Source organism: Schlesneria sphaerica (genome assembly GCF_044336245.1).
GTDB classification, from domain to species: domain Bacteria; phylum Planctomycetota; class Planctomycetia; order Planctomycetales; family Planctomycetaceae; genus Schlesneria; species Schlesneria sphaerica.
Window position 1 is genome coordinate 1,641,649 of record NZ_CP172346.1, and the last position, 18,557, is coordinate 1,660,205.

The following is an 18,557-nucleotide window of genomic DNA, read 5'->3' on the forward strand; positions in this document are numbered from 1 at the left end:
GGACGGACAAACTATTCCGCACAGACTCACGGGGCTCCGCGCGCTGTTAGCGATCGCAATAACGCACACCACTTCACACGTCGCCCGGGTCTTCCAGAGCTCTGACTCCGGTAGCATGCGAGTGCAACTTGTGGGGAATCACAGGGAAACCCGCCGCAATCCGGCGGGTCCCCGTGCAGCGGCGAAACTCAGGCAACTCACCCGAACAGCTTGGAAACGGGTTTTCCACCATCGACGATCTTCAGCGGTCGCCCGATCGGACTCATGTTCTCTTTTGCCGGGTTCACTTCCAGCGCCGTACAGATCGTCTGGAAGAGATCGGGTACGGTGACTGGATCACTGGCGACTCCGATTCCGTTTGCAGCGGACTCTCCGATCACCTGCCCACCCTTGATTCCGCCCCCGGCCAGCAGAGCGTTGAAGTTGCGTGGCCAGTGATCCCGTCCTGTTCGCGGATTGATTTTCGGTGTACGCCCAAACTCACCCGTCCACATCACGAGCGTCGAATCCAGCAGGCCACGCTCTTTGAGATCCGAAATCAACGCGGCCAAGGCAGGATCGCATTTACCTGCCAGGTTCTTCACTCCGGAAAAGACCTCCTGGTGCGTATCCCATCCCCCCAGGCGCACTTCGACAAACGTGACTCCCGCTTCGATCAGACGACGAGCCAGTAAGCAGCCTTTGCCAAATTCAGAATCCCCATAGCGTTCTTTTGTTTCCGCCGATTCCTGGCTGAGATCGAACGTGGTGGTGAGAGGTGACAGGACCAGCTTGGCGGATTTGTCGTACACACGCCGGTGATTGCTGACAACTGTTTCTCCCCCCCGTGCCGCAAACTCCCCTTCCAGTCGATCGAGCAGACCTTGTCGCCGAGTGAACCGCTTCTCGCCGATGATCGGGGAAATATTGTCCGGCACGACACCGATGCTGCGACCGACCACCTGGAAGGGTTCATAGTCCACGCCGAGAAATCCGGCTCCTGTACCATAAGTTCCCCGGTCTCCGATCGTCACGACGGCAGGGAGTTCGCGGTCCTTCGGCGCCAGTTCCTGAGCAATGCAGGCCCCCAGCGAAGGGTGCTTCACCGAACCGGACGGGATGTACCCGGTGTGCATCTGGTACGAGGCTCGTTGATGTTCTCCCTCTTTGTTCGTCATCGAACGGATGATGGCGATGTCCTGCATCTGTTGTGCAGTCCGTTCCCACCCTTCTGCGATTTGAATTCCCGAGACAGTCGTACTGATCGCGGTGGTCGGCCCTCCATTCTCGGTTCCGGGTTTGGGATCAAACGTCTCCAACTGGGACGGCCCACCCTGCATGAACAGCAGGATCATCGCTTTTCCCTGCTTACGCAGTTCGTCCGCGCGCAGCGACATGACGTCGCGAAAATTGATCCCCGTCGCAGCCGCAACCGCTGAGGCACCGTAAAGAAAACTTCTGCGAGAAACCGTCTGGCGGTCGAGTGATACACGTTCATGCCAGGTCAACTGATCCATCATCATTCTCCGAACGAATGCAAATTTCGTGATACTCTATGAGGCTCGATCTCACGTGAATTTCTGCTCTGTCAGTCATGGCACCGGCCGTGACTGCTGCTTCAGCGGGCCGTGACAGAGAGGAAGTGGCATCTGCCGATCCGCCACTTCCTGAGGGTTACCGCCGCGAAATGAATTCGCTTGAGTTCAGCAGACTCCACATCAGGTCTTCGAACGCTTCGGGACGCGCCTTCACGTCTGCGATGTACTGCGTGCAGATGCGAAGTTCTTCCTCTGACGGTTCCCGCGACAGCGTCACCAGGTAAAGTTCTTTCAGTGCGGCCGTGTTATCCCGATGTTCTTTGAGGATCTTCGCTAACCGGGTTCCCCCCTTGGCCGACATTCCCGCGCGGAACACACGTGAGTTCATCATCATCAGAGACTGAGGAATCGTCCCGGTCACATCCTCTTTCGGTACTGACGGGTCAGAACCAAACAGAGCATCGAACTGAAAACGGGGAGACTGTGCATAGCTGCGAGGTTTGTCTTTTGCCGCTTTGGCGCTTCTTCCACCCATCTCGTCGTCGGTCAGGCTGAATACCTGCGCCAGCGAATTAAAGATGAGGTCAGAACGGAGCGGAACCGGTGTTGCCGAGGCAAACGGAAGCTCAGTCTCGGAGACCGATTTGGACCTGATCTTCCGCTGGTAAGTTGCCGTGTTCGCGATGGTCCGGACCAGCCACTTGGGATCGTAGTCATTCTTCACGAAGTTGACGCACAGCAGATCCAACACCTCCGGGTAACGGGGCGTTCGAGCCGGCCCCAGGTCGTCGATCGGCATGTAGAAGCCCTCGCCCAGCATCTCGGCCCAGACGCGGTTGACGATCGCTCTCGCAAACCAGGGATTGTTGGGTGAAACAAACGCTTCCGCGACCGCCTTGCGTCGCTCTTCGTCAGTCTGGCCGTGCGGTAAACTCGAACCATCAATGAAGAACTTGGGATCGATCAGTTCCCCTTCGGATTCGGGATTCAGCAGGTTCGACATATGGTGTTCGGTCGCCCCACGCCGCTTGTTCTGCGGCGGTTGAGAGGCCTTGATCTCGTCGATCGTCAGGTCTCCGTCCTTGTTCGTATCTCCCACCTCGAAGAGGCGGTCAATCTGCTTGGCATTGAGCTTCGGAGCCGCCAGCCCCGCCTTCTTCATCGCACCCGCGTCCATTTTGTCCTGGGCCATCTGGTCCCGGGCCATTGCAGCGTTCGCCATCTGGGCGGCTTTCTTCTTCGCTCCCTTGCGTTTCTCTTTCGGAGCAGCTTCCATCGACTCACTCTGCATCGATTCCGCATCCATCTCCACGCCCGAATCTGCTTTCAGTTCGGCCGCGCGAGCCTGCAAAGCGGCAGCCAGCTTCTTGCTGACACGTTTAGGACCTTTCTCAAGCTCCTCTCGCGAAAGCTTGTCATCGTTGTTGCGGTCGAACTGACGCACGAACAGATCCGGGTAATCGCGTATCAGTTCCGCTCGACGGTTCTCTGTATTGACCGAAGCAATCTCAAACTCGGGCTTCCCTTTCGTCACGCGTCGCTCGGCGATTCGAGGAAAGTAGGCGGCGAGCTGATGGAACTGCTCGCGTTTCCAGATGTCCGTCGGATGGTCGTGACAATTGGCACACTGGAGCTGGATTCCCAGAAAGACGCGACAGGCTTCCGCCGCGACGTCTTCCGTGTGGGCTCCCTGCGCGAAAATTAATGCCGTTTCCGGATGCTCCAGCACATTCCCCGTCGCGGTCAGCATCGAGGTGACGGTGGAATTCCACCCGACGCTATTGTTCCACTGTGCGGCCATCCAGGTCGTGAATTCTTCCTGATTCAGTCGAGACCGCTGTTCGGTAGCACGAAAATAGATCACGTCCCGCCAGTACCGTCCCCAGTTCAGCCCGAACTCAGGCGAAGCCAGCAATCGCTCAATCAGTGCAGCTCGCTTTGCGGGGTCCGATTCCCTCCGAAAGGCGTGAACTTCCGCCGGACTGGGCAACTGCCCCGCAATGTCGAGCGAGGCACGTCGAAGGAAATCTTCGTCGTTGCACAGCTCGGCCGCCTGTATTCCGGCACGCGCGAGTTCCGCCAGAATTTGACGGTCCACTTCCGCAGCAACTTCCTGCGCCGAGACGGACCGGGGATCTGTCAGAGACAACGGCGTGATGACAGGAATTACGGGAGAAGTTGCCACCTCCCCCGTAGCAGCACCCTCTGTCGTGCCGACGGGTGTCCCGCCGTCCGACGTCGCTGCGCTGAGCTCCTTCAATTGATTCGCAGGAGCGACCGCACTTGCGGCTTCTGCCGGAACGGCCTCTGCAGCAGAGACCATCGTCGCACGCAGCAGCGACGGCATGGCAGGAGCGACCCCTGCAGCTCCCCCAGCCAGAACGGCTGTAACAGAGAGAAAAGTGAAATGCCGGAACTGTTTAAGCATTTTCATGTTGCTCCAGTCTCAATGATCGCCCCCGGATTCCTTCCGGGTGCCGAGTTCTTACGCAAATCATTCTTGAGTTAGCACTTACAAGGAATCGCGGAAGCCGCTTGGGTAGACGGTTCCCGACCCCTGGAAGGTTAAACACCCCAGACCGCAAAAAGTTTCGGTCCAAATCGTAGAAAATGGGAATGGGAGCCACCCTTGACGTTATCCGGCGTATCCGTGAATTTCCCCTCGTACCGATTCGTCACCGTCCGACCGACTGCTTCTGAAGGAATTCCGTGTCTGCAACCACCTCCGTTCGTCTTCGGCAAGTCCGTGGTATCCTGTTCGACATGGATGGCGTCATCTACGTCGGTACGCGACTCCTGCCGGGCGTCCAGGAAATGTTCGACTATCTGGAACGAACAGGTCGGAAGTGGTTGTGCGTCACCAACAACGCCAGCCGAACCCCCGTCCAGTTTGTGGAAAAACTGACGGAAATGGGGGTGAAAGCCCGGCCCGAACAGATCCTCGGCAGTGCGGAAGCAACCGCAGGCTGGCTCGCCGAACAGATTGAGCAACAGGGCTGGCCCAAGGGCAAGATCATCATCGTCGGGCAGGATGGACTCCGTTCCGCCCTGCAGCAGTACGGGTTTGAACTGACCCTGGAACCGACCGAAGCGACGTATGCCATCGCCGGAATCAACTTTGAAGTCACCTACGAGGAACTCGCTCGCGCCACGCTGGCGATCCGCAACGGAGCTCGCTTTCTCGGAACCAATTCCGATCCCAGTTATCCCAGCGAACGAGGACTGCTCCCCGGAGCAGGCAGCATCCTTGCCTTGCTTCAGGCCGCCACCGAAGTCGCCCCGACGGTGATCGGAAAGCCCAACCGCGGGATGTACGACCAGGCACTCCACCGTATTGGTCTGCAGCCGTCGGAAGTCATGATGGTCGGCGATCGATACGACACCGACATCGCCGGCGCGCTCGCAATCGGCCTGACAACCACTGGCGTGCTGACTGGTATCAGCAAACGCCAGGATTTTGAATCGGCCGCCGTACCGCCTCACTTTATTGCAGACAACCTGGTCCATCTGAGGCAACTGTTCGAACAGCAGGATGCGGTATAGGGAACAAGGGCCGCAAGACGTTCCATCCCTGAGAGTCCTCTTCGCACTGAAATACATCCGCGGCAACTCGGCGATGGCTCATCTCGCACGTCGGAGAAGTGCGTGCGGAATTTCGCACTGAATGGCATTAAACCTGTTCGACCAAACCCGGTTCCTTCGCCTTGCTCGCCACGGCGGTTTGCTTCAGGCTCAGTCGTTCGACGCCGTCCCCCACGGCAAAGCTTTGCCGAATCGACTCCAGGTTCGCCGTGAACTGCTCCAGCCGATCACGGTGGCGAGAGAACTCCGCGCACCGCTGCTCCAGTTCGGGAAACAAACCGGCTCCCGCCTGGACACGAGCCAGTTCGCGGGCCAGAACTTCAATTCGGCTGGTCAGACCTCGTCGCAGACGTGCCGTATAGCTCATCACGAACACCGCAACCCAGATCACAAAGAACAGCAGCGCCGGGATATAGAAGTTCGTGTCGAGCAGAGGCTTCTCAAGCCAGAACGAGTCATAAAAGAAGTTGCGGCCCACGCGATACAGCAGGAAGGCGGGCAACAGAATGAACAATGCCTCATACACCAGCCGGGTCGTCCAGTGCGAGTGCCGTTTGGCCGCTTCCAGAATGAGCACGTCAATCCGCCGAGCGGCGTCGGTCAGGAACTCAAGCTGAATCCCTGCCGCCGAATGGCGCAAATGTTCCAGGGCATTGGTTTCCTGCAGGGGCCGATCGAGCTTGGCTGCGTGAACATGTCCCGAGATCACCATCTGGGCTTCCCGCAGTTCCGAATCAGTCAGCCCCAGCGATGATAAAGACTCCAGCCGGCGCTCTGCCTCGTGTTCCTGCTGCTGCGACGTCAGCCAGCGAGTTCCGTGCACCAGCCCGACCAGTGCCATCTGGGCCGTCGTATGCGATCGCATCAGCGAAAACGAAGCCAGCAGGCTGGCCTGACTATGCCACAGCTTCAGCATCGACGCGAACGGGCTGTAGCCCCACATTTCGGTCACTTGTCCGAGCAACCGCCGCTCCCACAACCCTCGACTGACCAGCAGTTCTTCTTCCAGCCGTTCGGCCATCCGCTCGGTCGTCCGATGACGCTGTTCTGCCAGAGCTTTCTCGAGCCGTGCCACGAGAGGAGCGTGATTGGCCAGGACTTCGCGAGCGTGTGTCAGGACTTCCTGCACCAGCCCCATCAGGTTACTGCGGCGAATCCGAACACGCTGGGTCGCCGAAAGCTCCTGCATCAACAGGTCCAGCAACCGCCCGAACTCTCCCGTCGGCCGAATCCCATTCTTCTGTTCCTGCAGTGCCTGCTTGGAATTGACGAAGAACATCTCCGCAACCTGAAACTGCGGACTGAGCTGCTTTCTCCAGTCGTCGCGAATATCCGAATCGAGATCCGCATGCGACTGAATAAACACCACCCGGCATCCGTTGGCTGCCTGCATCAGTTCTTCGCTGACGCGTGCGGAACGGTACTTCTGTTGTGTCCCCACATACAGCAGTACGTCGCAATAAGGAAGCAGCCGATGCAGGCGAGCGAGGTTACTGGTCGCCGTCTCGGATTCCGTGGTGTCGGGGTCCGGACAATCAATGATGACGATGTCGCGCAGCAACGGAGACTCGACGCGCACGATCTGCAACTCGTCGTCTCCGGAGTCCAGTGGCAGGTGGTACGTCGAGAGATCCGTCTGCGGATGAGCCAGCACGATGGGCAACGTCGTGGTCGGCCGTTCCCGTCCCGCCGTCGTCACTTCATGACCGACCAGTCCATTGACTAAGGAACTCTTTCCAACCCCCGTCCCCCCGAATGTTGCCACGACCAGCGGGGCCTCAACACGAGCACGCAATGGCTCCAGACGCAGCAGCAAACGTTTTACCAGTGACTGACTCTGCTGGACCGGCTCCCACGGCGTCGGTTCAGCCACCCACCCCCTCAGTCGCGCGATCAGATCGTCGACTTGAGCGAGTAACTCCATTTGCGCCAGTTCCGCGGTCATTCACGTATCCAGTGTTTGCGTTGAGATCCCCACCCTCACCAACCCGGCACTGCATCATAAGCCGCAAGCCGCTGCGACTGTAGTCATGCAGCATACGACCACCGAACACGACAACGGCGATGTTCAAAGCCTCGACCGTGCCCCAGCAACGTCGGTAAGAAGATTATTCGAGGCAATATTCCAACAGGAGATGTCGCTCACCTGCGAACAAATTCCCGCTACCAATCCAGCCACTCTCCGACGATCTCCTCGACCTCTTCGGCTTCAAGAGTTTCATGAGCCAGCAGGCTATCAGCCAAGGAAGCGACGGCGGACCAGTTGGGTTCGGAATCCAGCATTCGGTACAGCACACCCGTCACTGACTCCAGGTATTCCAGTCGTTTCCGCTGATCGGAAAACAGCGTCGCAGCGGCTTCCCAGGCAGCCTGCCAGTCACTGGCCCATTCCGCGACCAGTCCCGGATGGTAGGGGTCGCCCGAATAGAGCATTTCTGCCACCGGCCCGGCCAGCGACACCTGAATACAGTTCTCGCACAACTTCCGCTCGGACATGCGAGACGTCCGCCAGACCACCTGAGTATCCCCAAATCGCTGCGGACCGTCATCGTCATCCGGTTCAATCGTCACCGACCGAACCTTCCCCCCCAGAAAAGCCGCCATGAACGCATGTCCGGCTTCGTGATACGCAGTCAATTCCACCAACAGCACCTGCAAAAGTTTAAGTCAAATGTTTCCCGGGCCTTTCAGCGTCCCACTCGGTGCAGGAAGCGGCACCAACACTCGGTCATCCTGCTTCGAGTCGAATAACGTAGTGCAGGATCCAAGATCCCGCGAGACAGAACCGCTTGATTGCGGTCGATTCCGCATTCTGTAATCACGGATTCCTTCCCACCCCAGTACGGCGACGCAATCGGAATTTGTGGCGGTATGGTCGATGATCAAGACATTCTGCGATTCGAATCCGATGCGTTTTCATGAGAGCCTCCTCTGCGAAACGGCAAGGAAGTTAGCGACATGCCGCTCGGTGAGGATCTCTGTCACCACCTGAAATTGAGCCTCGAGAGCCGAACGACCGCGTGGAACATCAGCGAGCCTGTAGAAGGAAGACTCCGGTGCCGTGTTAAAGCATTGTCGAGGAAACGACGTTTTCACCGTGACCACAAGTTGGCAGGGCGAGAACGAGTGGGCATTGGTTCTTGCACAACCACGCGGGTGCATCGGATGGCTTCTGGCCCGACTCCCTGACACACAGGCCCAAAAAGCGATCCGAGAAATCAAGATTCTGATCAACAAAATCGTCCTGGCAGACCCTGAGCGGTTCACGAACGTAACGTGGATTTCCAACGATGATTCGTAACGTCTAACTCACACCGGGATCATCATTCTCATACCTGTCGGACGCATCGAACCGCGTTCAAAAAGCAGCGACAAGTCACATTCTGGGTAATGGATTTGCTTTACGACTACTTTCGCAAACGCCAAGCTGCCTGAAGTAATGACAGTCCAACTTCATCACCGTTTAAGGTGTTTCACATTAGTCTGGTGGGGTTATCGCACCCCAGTGTCCGCGGAAATCCGCAATCTTGTTACGTTCTGATTGATTTTGATGTATCAGCGACGTATTGTTCGGCACACGTTTCCAAATTACAGTCAAAATCTATGTTCGGATACAGCTACTCAAGAAAGCACCTCATTCAAGAATGACAATCAATTCACGCTGAAGCCAACTCGGCAGAGACCTCCACTTCGCACGGGTTCGCTGTTGGGATTTAGCTGAAATTGATTGAGAGTTGGGCATTTGCTGTTTCCAGGCCGATTGCTTGGATGCAGTAACAGGTTTCACGTTTTGATTGCCTCTTCAGGACCAAAGATGAACCGTCTGTCGCGCCATGCATTCGTAGGTTTGATTCTGTCTTCCGTGATTTTCGAATTTGGGTGCGGAGCATCCGCTAAAAAACCCGTCGAACAACTCGCTCCAGTCACTGGCCGTGTCACAATTCAGGGAACTCCACACGAGGGGATCCAAGTGATCTTCACCCCTCAGCGAGACACCAAGAACAGTCGCGGCGGTACCGCTGTTACGGACAAGGACGGCAAGTTCGAGGCGAGAAACTACCAGAATTTAGTCGGCCTCCCACCAGGAGACTACGCGGTCACATTCTCCTGGATGCAGACACAAGATGGATTACCCGTCGACTCCAGCCGACCACCGATTCCTGGTGTCACTGCGGTAGAAAAGATCGCCCCTCTTTGGAATGACCCCAAAAAGGTATCGAAGCACAACTTTCTGCAAGTTTCCGACGGCGGAAAGTTTGACCTCGAGTACAAGATTACGACTCAAAAATAAGCCGCACTCAGGTCTCCGCTGCCGTGCTTCAGCGGTGATGGGACACCACTGAGCGTTGTCGTCAGTTTTGGCGCAATCGCAGCGAGATGACCGCGATCTTCAATCTGCGGATCTCGTGTCTAGATTCATGGCCTGCTTGATGTCCTATGAATTCCGTTCAGACGTGATAGCACGACGTTCGTGGATTCTTCGGATGCTGAGCAGCAAAAAGTCTGAAGTCGATTCTGTTTTATTTCTACTTTTTGGAGTTCAGTTGATGAGTTTGCGACGAAGAAAAGCGTTTACGCTGATTGAGCTGTTGGTTGTGATTGCGATCATCGCTGTTTTGATCGCTTTATTGCTGCCCGCGGTCCAACAGGCTCGCGAGGCAGCACGCAGGACGCAGTGCAAAAACAATCTGAAACAGATTGGTCTCGCGCTGCATAACTACCACGACACCTTTAATGTTTTTCCGTTTGCGATGTCGTTTCCCGGGACAAAGAACGTCACTGGCATGGTGATGTTACTTCCTTACTTTGATCAGGCTCCGCTTTACAATTCACTGAATTTCAACTTGCCCATGGGAAAGTGGAATTTCAATGGGGGCGCTCTGACGACCATGCCCCCGCAGAACATCGCAGCCTCCACGGCAAAAATGGCTGCCCTTTTGTGTCCGTCTGACAATGGAAACCCATTTCAGCCAGACGATCCAACTTACTATGGCGCTCAGGTCGGCGGACAGACCTCCAAAACGAGCTACGGCTTCAGCGTCGCTCAAGGCGATCCCAACGGATGGGGTTCCGCAGGTGCACCAAATGTCGGAGCATTGTGGACATCGGAAGGGATGTACACAAAGTGTATGTTCGGTTTTGAATCCAACACGAATCTGCGTGATCTCAGCGACGGTAGCACCAATACGGTTGCAATCGCAGAAACGACGTTGAACTGTTACAACGGCCCCGGTCAACCATGGGCGATCCTGCAGCACGTCGGTGGGGCATCCGTCATGTTTGCCGCCGGTGGCACCTCGGGTAATGCCAAAATCAACGATTGGTTTGCCCCCGCAAGTTGGGCTTCCTGGACGGCTGAGAAAGGAATTCCCGGAAGACTGATTAGCTGGGGAAGTCCCGGAAGTATCCACACGGGTGGGATGCAGGTGACGCTGGGGGATGGATCCGTTCGGTTCCTGAGCGAAAACCTGGACTCGATTACCCGGATGCGACTTGGATACATTGCTGACGGAAACCCGATCGGTGAATTCTAAGACCATCGCGAACAACAAATGTGAATAACCCAGAGATCGCCGTGAGCCTGCTCACGGCGATCTCTGCATTTGACCAGGACTGCTGTCAATGGTTCCGCTCAACGATCAGACAGTACCGACCGACGCAAAGAGAGCAAAGGTTCGCGGCGGGTCACTGGTAATTGGGACCGTAACCGCAGTTGTGATCGGCGCGGTCGGACTTGCCTTCATGCTGTCGGGCGACGAATCCGAGGATCAGATCATTGAACAAGGCCGAGCCCATCTCTCTGAGCGTCAGTTCGATCTTGCCATCCAGCAAGCTAGACGTGCGATTGAGAGATCACCAGAACTCGCATCGGCCTGGTATCTCCTGGCTGAAGCAACCGACCAGAAGGGTCAGTATGACGAGTCCCTTGCTGCTTTGACCCAGTACTCTCGCCTACGCCCTGCCGAAGGAGGTCGGCTGGCGATGCGGCTGGGTAATCGCTGGATGCAGAAGAATTATGTCTGCCCGGCCGCCGCTGCATTTCGACTCTCCGAAAGCCTGCAAGTCGAACAGCCGCAGGCGCTGCTGTATCAAGAGCAGATCGCGGCAGTGACGGGCTACCCGCGTGAGACCGCCCGCTGCATCGTCGAACTGCTGAAACGCGACGCCTATACGCGAGGGGACTTAATGCTGCTGACAGCCCAGATGCCCCGAATTAAAGATCGTGAGCGTCTGGAAGCAATTCTGCACGCCGATCCCAAATGCAAGTCACCGTATCTGGCGGTTGCACTCGACGAATTAGATCAAAGTCACATCGAGAGCGCAGAAAAAATCCTGCTGGAAGTGACGAGCACGCATCCCGATAACTTCGAAGCTCAGGGAGTTCTGGCGGAACTTTACGCACATTACCGACCCGAGAAATTCATTTCCTGGCACTCGAAATTGCCTTCACAGGTTCAAGACGATTCGCGTATCTGGTCGGCTCGAGGAAAGTGGTTATCGGAAAAGGGCGAAATCAATTCCGCCATTCGATGTCTGCATGAATCGCTGCTGCGAGAACCTGAACAGCTCTCGACGACGACCCTGCTAGGACAACTCTTGAAGTCACATCAGCATGTCGAACTCGGTACAGCCTTCACGGAACGTGCAAAGCGGCTCCAGAAGATCATTGATCTGAATGGACGTTTGAATGAGTCTCGAAGCGAAGAGGCGATGCTCGAGATGATCGAAGAACTGGAAGCAACAGGACGCTTGTGGGAAGCGTGGGGCTTCTGCGCGATTTACGAACTGACATTCAAATCCCCAAGCCCCCGCGTGGCGGCCGCTCAAGCTCGAATCAAGCCTCAACTCTCCCCCGCACTACCGCGCACCAGACCGGACACTCTTCCCGGGACTGATTTCAATTGGACGCAGTTCGAACTGCCAGACCTGTCTCAGCAACAAGGGGAGCACTCTCCCCTGCCCACTGATCAGAGTTCAAGTGTGACTCGAATTCAATTTGACGATCAGGCAAAGCAGGCGGGCTTAGCTTTTCAGTTCGTCAACTCGTGTCAGCCTGGGGGCAGTCGCAACATTCTGGAAACCATGGGGGCCGGTGTCGCCGTCCTGGATTTTGATCTGGATGGCAGGCCCGATCTGTATTTCCCTCAGGGAAGCACTTCTCCCAACGGCTCACCCGCTGGACCCTCTGACACGCTCTACCGCAACCTTCCCTCCATGCGATTTGAAGACGTGACCTTCGCTGCCAACATCAGCGAAACGTCTTATTCGCAGGGAGTTGCTGCAGGCGACTTCGACAACGATGGCTTTCCGGATCTGTACGTCGCCAACTTCGGTCGTAACCGACTGCTTCACAATAATGGCGACGGCACATTTTCTGACGTCACAGACATCGCTGGCCTGACACAGACGTTCTGGACCGTCAGTTGTGCCATCGCTGATCTCGACGGTGACGGCTTTCCAGAACTGTTTGATGCCAACTATGTTCAGGGACCGGACATCCTGACCAGAATCTGTCTGGATCAGCATAGCGAACAGCGAGTCTGTCGTCCGACACACTTCAAACCAGCTCCGGACACCGTCATTTTGAATCGCGGTGACGGCCGGTTTAGCGAGCAGCAGTCGGAAGCGGGCCTCGATCTCTCGGAAGGAATGGGGATGGGGATCGTCATTGCTGACTTCAACGATGATCAACGGCTCGACGTTTTTGTCGCAAACGACATGACTGCAAACCATCTTCTGATCAACCAGACGACCTCCCGCGACGAATCACTCCGATTCGCGGAAGAGGCTTTTCTGAGAAATCTTGCACTGGACGAACACGGACTCTCGCAAGCGTGCATGGGAATCGCGTGCGCGGATATCAACCGAGATCGCCAGCTTGATCTCCTGGTCACCAATTTCGCCAAAGAAGCAAATACACTTTATTTATCGAACCAGGACGGCTTTTATCGAGATGCTACACAGGCGGCTGGCCTGCGTCAGCCCAGCTTCGAACCGCTGGGATTCGGCACTCAGTTTCTGGATGCTGACCAGGATGGCGACTTTGACCTCATCGTCATGAACGGGCATATCGACGAGTTCAAAGGCGAAGAGTTTCAAATGAAGCCTCAGATCTTCCGGGGCGAACCGGGCGGCCGATTCACAGAACTGACCGCAGAAAGGGCCGGAACCCTGTTTGACGTCCCACGGCTGGGACGCGGAATGGCGTTACTCGACTGGAATCGTGACGGCCGAACCGACTTCATTGCAACGGATCTGCAGGGGCCCGTGCTGCTGGGTGTGAATCGGTCTGAATCCCCCTATCGTTCACTCCGCCTGAAATTTGTCGGGACACAAAGCAGTCGAGATGCGATTGGAACGAAACTTAATGCGCCCCTCGCTTCTGGCATGATCAGAACCTGGCAGCTCACCGCTGGTGATGGATACGAATCAAGCAATGAGCGAGTGATTGAGATCTGTGTCGGTGATTCGGATCAGTTGAAGGACATGGAGATCATCTGGCCATCGGGTTTGCGATCCACCTTTGATGACGTCCCGGCCGCAGGGGAATGGATCGTGATCGAAGGGAAGCCCGGGTGGGTCCCCCGACATGAGCAATAAAAACAGATGAGACTTCACGTCAATCTGACGTTTGATTGATCTCACCGTCCGCCTGCTCTGGCATCCCTTCGTTCCAGTAGACCGTAAACCACTTGCGTGGGGAATCGGCACTTCGCAGAGACGGGGTCTCGTACGGATTGAACTGACCGACCGTGAAGTCGAGATCGCCGTCCTGATCGAAGTCACCAGCGGCGATCGACATGGAACCGGCTGCGACCGGGTATGGTCCTGCGTTGGAACGCTCCAGCGAATACCGTTGATATTCGCCCGGTCGAATCTGTTTTAACCAGATCACCGTATCGAGTGCTTGAGGTCGCACCTGATAACGAAGAAACGGGGGACAGAATGCGACGGCGACGATATCCAGCTTGCCGTCACCGTCGAGATCTCCCGGGATTGCTCGCACAGCACCGGGAAGTTCGGCCAGTCGGTGATACGCGAACTGCCCGTCGCCCAGGTTTTCCAGCCAGTTGACGCCGTGATAAGGCTTGATCTGCATCGTGTCCAGCGTATCACCATTCGTAAAGAGCACATCCAGATCGAGATCGCCATCGAGGTCCGCCAGTTCTAAACCAGTGCTTCCAGAGGAAGGACTGTCAGCCTGATAGAGTGTCCTCGGCTCGAAACGGCAAGCCCCGTCGTTGAGATACGCGATGATCGCTTCGTGCTCCTGACCGAACATCCCCACGAGATCCAGATCACCATCACCGTCCAAGTCGACGGGAGTGGCTCGGATCGCGCCATGTCGCGCATCAATCAGATGCAGCTTCGTTTCCGGTCGACCGCGAGTCATCGACAAAGTTTCCAACCAGATCAACCGCCCAACTTGCTCAAACCCGAATTCCGCGATGACAAAATCAAGGTCACCGTCTCCATCCAGATCCGCAAGTTGAGCATCCGCAACCCGTGCGACGTGATCGAGGATCGAGATGGCTTCGAAAGGACGGCCGGAGCCTGACGATCGCAGCAGCGTGACCGACCCCAGCAGCTCATCCGTCGGTTTGAGCATCCCGAGGTCGGCAATCAGAAAATCCTGATTTCCATCGCGATCAAAGTCACAAGGGACCACGTGCGCGGGATGATTGACGCGGCCCAATTCCGTGCTGGATATCACGCCGTCCTGCCAGGAAAAGCGATTCACGCTTCCGTTGCCCATATCACACAGCAGCAGATCCATTTGAGAATCAACACCAGGGCTGACGTGGATGGCATCCAGGAACGAAACGGCTGTGGAACCATATTGATTCGGCAACCGCTGAACGTCTGGGCGAAACAGAACCGGGCTGGGGGGGGCATCAGGAACATTAGGGATGGGCAACATCTCAACCGCCCGCTGCAAGAAATACTTTGTAACTCGTGATTGACTGGGAACCTTGAGATCCGATCGACCTGAAACTCGATACCGTTCGAACGCCTTTTCAATTTCTTCCCCCCATGAACTTCGGGGAAGAGCGTCAGGACGAGGAACGACGTGACAGGCACCACAAAAATCAATCACCTGCCGCTCAAGAGTCTCCTCGGTGTTCTGTCCCGTCAACGAAATCTCGGAAGGATCGATCCCGGTAACGACCAGCCCCAGTGCTGTGACAGCCACCAGACTCGCCGCCAGTATTGTGCCGACCAAACCAACACAAAAAATAGACGTCCGATTCACGTTCAGTCTCGATTCCAGAAGGCTCTTCACCACACAGACGAAACGGGATCCCCAACAGCCTTTATGCCGGATTCACGATTCAAGTGAAAGTGACTTCGTCGCGGCCTTTAGAACGACCTGGCGACTTGAAGTTCAGCTTTCGCGAGCTCGTAAATCTGGCCTCCTCCCTGTGCTAGACAGATACTGGAAATTTCTGGCCAATCCGCCGATCGAAGGACTGCTCGTGCTGAAGGCAATTCGCACGTTTGAGTTCGTGGCGTAGCGCAGGGAGACGGGTGCTGTCCCTGGGAACATCTGAATGCCAATTACCGTGGCTTCAGCATCGCGGTTTAAAGGATCATTGAGAGCATGTGGTACTGGCAGCCTTGGACTTCTTCATTGAGAGGTCCGACTTTCATTGCCACGGCCCAGGCGGATGCCAACTCGACGCGAACTCCTGGCCCCTCGCGAGGGCTGGTGCCAGTGGTCCCAGAAAATGCCCGAGAGCCTCGACAACCACCGGGAAGTCGGCGGGGGCGATCTCCAGTCGCGACTTTCGCACGAATCCCTTCCACTGCGTCTGTTTGATCGGGTCGTTCCCGAAGGCCGCGGTCAACGCGATCGGCGCCGCACTCATGGCGGTCTTGCGATTTTCAAATGTTCTTGTGATCGCCTCAGACAACAAACGGCCATCGAATTCAAACTGCCGCGACATGAACCACAGATCGAAGAAGTCCTTCATACGGCTATTGAGTTGCCCGAGCTTCACCATCGCCTCGAACTTCTCGGCGACCACAGTCTCCTTCGGGTAAGCGCGAAGTCGCGGATGGGCATGGTCCAGGATCGTGGGGTAGTCGGCGAACGCTGCATCGGGTACGACCGTGTCACCGAACCCGATGTCGATCTGCATAGGAACACGGGCATTTTCAAGGGACGCCTGAAAGATGACTCGCACGCCCGAGTAGTCCGCGTCTTCCTTAATCGGTTCCCCTGCCACAGTCTCGACGGCAAACACCAAACCATCCGGCTCGACCTCTTGCTGGCAGACATCGCGGAACACTGGAACGATGGTGTCCACACTGTTGTTGAGTCGGCCTAGCAGGTCAATGTCGCGTGTCGGCCGGGAGAATGGCGCGCCCCACAGGTTGAACAGGAGCGCTCCTTTGAGAATGAACCGCTCGGCATGGGAAGACTGCGATAGACGGTAGAGGAATCGCTCCATCGCGAAATATTGGAGGACTTCCTGAAACGGACGCTGCGAGGCTTTGGCGGAATTCATCAGCCGCTGGCGGACTGAGGCCGCGACGTTCTTGAGGGGCCGCTCGGTCACATTACGGCCTCCAGATAGGGCCGGATGACGCGATTCACGCGACAGATTTCCGCGTAATGAAGGAGCGACTCGACGTTGACGCGGTCCTGGTGGCGGTAGGTCTTGAGGGCTTCCAGCACGGTGTCGAGGCCGATTCGATTCCGGTACTTGAAGCAGTCCGCCAGTGTCTTCTCGCGGCTGTAGACGCGAACGGGGACTCCGTCGACCAAGTGCGTTTCGATCCCTTCCGAATAGGCTGTACCGCTGAACCAGAAATGCCTCACGGGCGGATAGGACAGCCGTGGTGGTTCTGCCCCTCGGGGAATGGCGACACAGATTTCGTGGGGAATCTGGGTGGTGAGTTCATGCCAGGCGAGCGCCGAGATCAAACAGAGCACACCGTTGGGAATCTTGAGAGCGACGGTGACCAGGTCAGGATTGCCAAGCGACGGAGCATCCGCCAGTCGGTACAGCCCCCGACTGAGCAGTTCGATCCGACCGGAATCACGCAGAGCGTACAGTGTCCGGGGATGAATACCGGCCTCCAGAGCATCGCGCGTGCGGAGCACCCCGCCGTGGGCGCGGAAGTGGTCCAGCGCCGCCGAGATCGGGCGGGATTCTTCGGAATGGTGTTCGACGCTCATGTGGATAAATATACCAGCACAACGCTGTGTGTGCCAGTTTTTCTATCCATGCTGGGTCAGGAATGCGAGAAAGCCAATAGGGATCGGCCTTGGCCTCCGCATGCCATGGACCACACCCGGAGACGTGGTACATCTTCTTGACACGGACGAAACTCCACCCGAGCCAGCAATGTTACAACAAACCTTGGTGTAAACTCGACAGGAATCCATCGCGATCAGTGTGACCGACAATCTCAACAAAAAGCGGCACGACCGTTCAAGAATTTCTGCCGCTTACGGCGAACATACGGCGTCCCAGTGACCCGGTTTCATTGAGATCCGATCGACCTGAAACTCGATACCGTTCGAACGCCTTTTCAATTTCTTCCCCCCATGAACTTCGAGGAAGAGCGTCAGGACGGGGAACAACGTGACAGGCACCACAAAAATCAATCACCTGCCGCTCAACAGCCTCCTCGGAGTTCTCTCCCGTGAAGGAAATCTCGGAAGTATCGACCCCGAACATGACGAACCCGAGTGCCGTGACGGCCACCAGACTCGCCGTCAGCAATGTGCCGACCAAACCTAAGCGAAAAACAGTCGTCATATTCACGTTCAGTCTCAATTCCTGAAGTCAGATCACTCTACGAGTTCCATCGGCTCTCCCCGATTCTGGTTCTGCCCGACCTTCGGTTCAAGTGACAGTGACTTCGACGCAACCGTCAATAGACGCCTGCAAGGGGCGATTCAGCTTCTGCAAGCTCGCAATTGTAGCCCATGCACAGTTTGAAGGTCTTGAAGACGATGGCTGAGATCCCCGGAACAGCATTTATTCCCCGCTTCAGATAGTGACACGTTCCGTCAGGAACGGGTCAACAAGGACACAGCAGATTCTGTTGACATTGTTGATCGGTTGCGGTGGCTTGGGGGCCAGCGCAACATGCTCTTTGCAGCCCCGGCAGGCGTAGCGCACTCGTTCGTGCCGAATCGCCTTGAGACGGGCGGGGATGAATTCCAGCTGCTCGCTGACCTCACGTCCGATCTCGGCGCGTAACTCTCCACAGCAGGGACACAGTCGCTCTTGCTCCGTCAGTTCATGGACGATCGTTTCCCGCGGGATCTCAGGCGGGATGGGACGTCGGCCATGCCCCTTGGGCTTGGCGGCCCCCAGCGACGATCCGTTCGATTGCGCATGAGACTTTGTCGACCGCAGACTTGTTAAACAGCCTTCCAATCTTTCTCGGGCGGAATGCCTGCGGATACTGAGATTCACGTATTCGTAATACCGAAAT

The 18,557-nt window shown here is 56.5% G+C and carries 12 protein-coding genes and 1 pseudogene; 4 read left to right on the forward strand and 9 right to left on the reverse strand.

Features of this window, described 5'->3' with window-relative positions; translation table 11 throughout:
* Nucleotides 1–197: 197 nt before the first annotated feature.
* Together ACGY09_RS06160 and ACGY09_RS06165 are read right to left on the reverse strand one after the other, a co-directional pair.
* Entirely contained in the window at nucleotides 198–1,496 is a 1,299-nt protein-coding gene (locus ACGY09_RS06160; RefSeq protein ID WP_397571856.1) for a DUF1501 domain-containing protein, read from the reverse strand.
* Nucleotides 1,497–1,653: 157 nt separating this feature from the next.
* The gene (locus ACGY09_RS06165; RefSeq protein ID WP_397570884.1) at nucleotides 1,654–3,951 is read right to left on the reverse strand and encodes a DUF1549 domain-containing protein; all 2,298 of its coding nucleotides are present in this window, start codon (nucleotides 3,949–3,951) and stop codon (nucleotides 1,654–1,656) included.
* Nucleotides 3,952–4,226: 275 nt separating this feature from the next.
* Here ACGY09_RS06165 and ACGY09_RS06170 point away from each other — a divergent pair, with 275 nt between their 5' ends.
* On the forward strand, nucleotides 4,227–5,060 hold the full coding sequence (locus ACGY09_RS06170) for an HAD-IIA family hydrolase (RefSeq protein WP_397570885.1): 834 nt from the start codon (nucleotides 4,227–4,229) through the stop codon (nucleotides 5,058–5,060).
* A 127-nt stretch (nucleotides 5,061–5,187) separates the two neighbouring features.
* Here the strand turns inward: ACGY09_RS06170 and ACGY09_RS06175 are convergent, their stop codons facing one another.
* Nucleotides 5,188–7,044, reverse strand: coding sequence for a GTPase (locus ACGY09_RS06175; protein ID WP_397570886.1), 1,857 nt, complete (start codon nucleotides 7,042–7,044; stop codon nucleotides 5,188–5,190).
* Nucleotides 7,045–7,262: 218 nt separating this feature from the next.
* Nucleotides 7,263–7,742 carry a hypothetical protein gene (locus ACGY09_RS06180; RefSeq protein WP_373651139.1) on the reverse strand — a complete coding sequence of 160 codons (480 nt, stop codon included), beginning with the start codon at nucleotides 7,740–7,742 and terminating at the stop codon, nucleotides 7,263–7,265.
* Between the two features lie 1,171 nt (nucleotides 7,743–8,913).
* On the opposite strand from ACGY09_RS06180, the gene ACGY09_RS06185 reads away from it, so the two are divergent.
* The 3 genes from ACGY09_RS06185 (at nucleotide 8,914) to ACGY09_RS06195 (ending at nucleotide 13,700) form a co-directional block, all read left to right on the forward strand.
* Nucleotides 8,914–9,390 carry a carboxypeptidase-like regulatory domain-containing protein gene (locus ACGY09_RS06185; RefSeq protein WP_373651137.1) on the forward strand — a complete coding sequence of 159 codons (477 nt, stop codon included), beginning with the start codon at nucleotides 8,914–8,916 and terminating at the stop codon, nucleotides 9,388–9,390.
* Nucleotides 9,391–9,646: 256 nt separating this feature from the next.
* Nucleotides 9,647–10,633: a DUF1559 domain-containing protein gene (locus ACGY09_RS06190; RefSeq protein WP_373651136.1), complete on the forward strand. Its 987-nt coding sequence runs from the start codon at nucleotides 9,647–9,649 to the stop codon at nucleotides 10,631–10,633.
* A gap of 88 nt (nucleotides 10,634–10,721) precedes the next feature.
* Nucleotides 10,722–13,700, forward strand: coding sequence for an FG-GAP-like repeat-containing protein (locus tag ACGY09_RS06195; RefSeq protein WP_397570887.1), 2,979 nt, complete (start codon nucleotides 10,722–10,724; stop codon nucleotides 13,698–13,700).
* A gap of 19 nt (nucleotides 13,701–13,719) precedes the next feature.
* Here the strand turns inward: ACGY09_RS06195 and ACGY09_RS06200 are convergent, their stop codons facing one another.
* The 5 genes and pseudogenes from ACGY09_RS06200 to ACGY09_RS06220 form a co-directional block, all read right to left on the reverse strand.
* On the reverse strand, nucleotides 13,720–15,354 hold the full coding sequence (locus ACGY09_RS06200) for an FG-GAP repeat domain-containing protein (protein ID WP_397570888.1): 1,635 nt from the start codon (nucleotides 15,352–15,354) through the stop codon (nucleotides 13,720–13,722).
* A gap of 394 nt (nucleotides 15,355–15,748) precedes the next feature.
* A complete protein-coding gene (locus tag ACGY09_RS06205) occupies nucleotides 15,749–16,663 on the reverse strand; it encodes a nucleotidyl transferase AbiEii/AbiGii toxin family protein (RefSeq protein WP_397570889.1) in 915 nt (304 codons plus the stop codon).
* Nucleotides 16,660–17,286: a type IV toxin-antitoxin system AbiEi family antitoxin domain-containing protein gene (locus ACGY09_RS06210; RefSeq protein ID WP_373651133.1), complete on the reverse strand. Its 627-nt coding sequence runs from the start codon at nucleotides 17,284–17,286 to the stop codon at nucleotides 16,660–16,662. Before ACGY09_RS06210 ends, ACGY09_RS06205 begins: the two co-directional genes overlap by 4 nt.
* Nucleotides 17,287–17,542: 256 nt before the next feature.
* Entirely contained in the window at nucleotides 17,543–17,872 is a 330-nt protein-coding gene (locus tag ACGY09_RS06215; RefSeq protein WP_373651132.1) for a hypothetical protein, read from the reverse strand.
* Nucleotides 17,873–18,172: 300 nt separating this feature from the next.
* A pseudogene (locus tag ACGY09_RS06220) lies at nucleotides 18,173–18,424 on the reverse strand (IS66 family transposase zinc-finger binding domain-containing protein); the annotation flags it as partial.
* Nucleotides 18,425–18,557: the final 133 nt, after the last annotated feature.

Excerpts from the sequence above, each read along its gene's own strand:
- ACGY09_RS06185 (WP_373651137.1), top strand. The coding sequence starts at position 8,914 with ATGAACCGTCTGTCGCGCCATGCATTCGTAGGTTTGATTCTGTCTTCC.
- ACGY09_RS06160 (WP_397571856.1), bottom strand. The coding sequence starts at position 1,496 with ATGGATCAGTTGACCTGGCATGAACGTGTATCACTCGACCGCCAGACG.
- ACGY09_RS06210 (WP_373651133.1), bottom strand. The coding sequence starts at position 17,286 with ATGAGCGTCGAACACCATTCCGAAGAATCCCGCCCGATCTCGGCGGCG.
- ACGY09_RS06175 (WP_397570886.1), bottom strand. The coding sequence starts at position 7,044 with ATGACCGCGGAACTGGCGCAAATGGAGTTACTCGCTCAAGTCGACGAT.
- ACGY09_RS06195 (WP_397570887.1), top strand. The coding sequence starts at position 10,722 with ATGGTTCCGCTCAACGATCAGACAGTACCGACCGACGCAAAGAGAGCA.
- ACGY09_RS06165 (WP_397570884.1), bottom strand. The coding sequence starts at position 3,951 with ATGAAAATGCTTAAACAGTTCCGGCATTTCACTTTTCTCTCTGTTACA.
- ACGY09_RS06215 (WP_373651132.1), bottom strand. The coding sequence starts at position 17,872 with ATGACGACTGTTTTTCGCTTAGGTTTGGTCGGCACATTGCTGACGGCG.
- ACGY09_RS06190 (WP_373651136.1), top strand. The coding sequence starts at position 9,647 with ATGAGTTTGCGACGAAGAAAAGCGTTTACGCTGATTGAGCTGTTGGTT.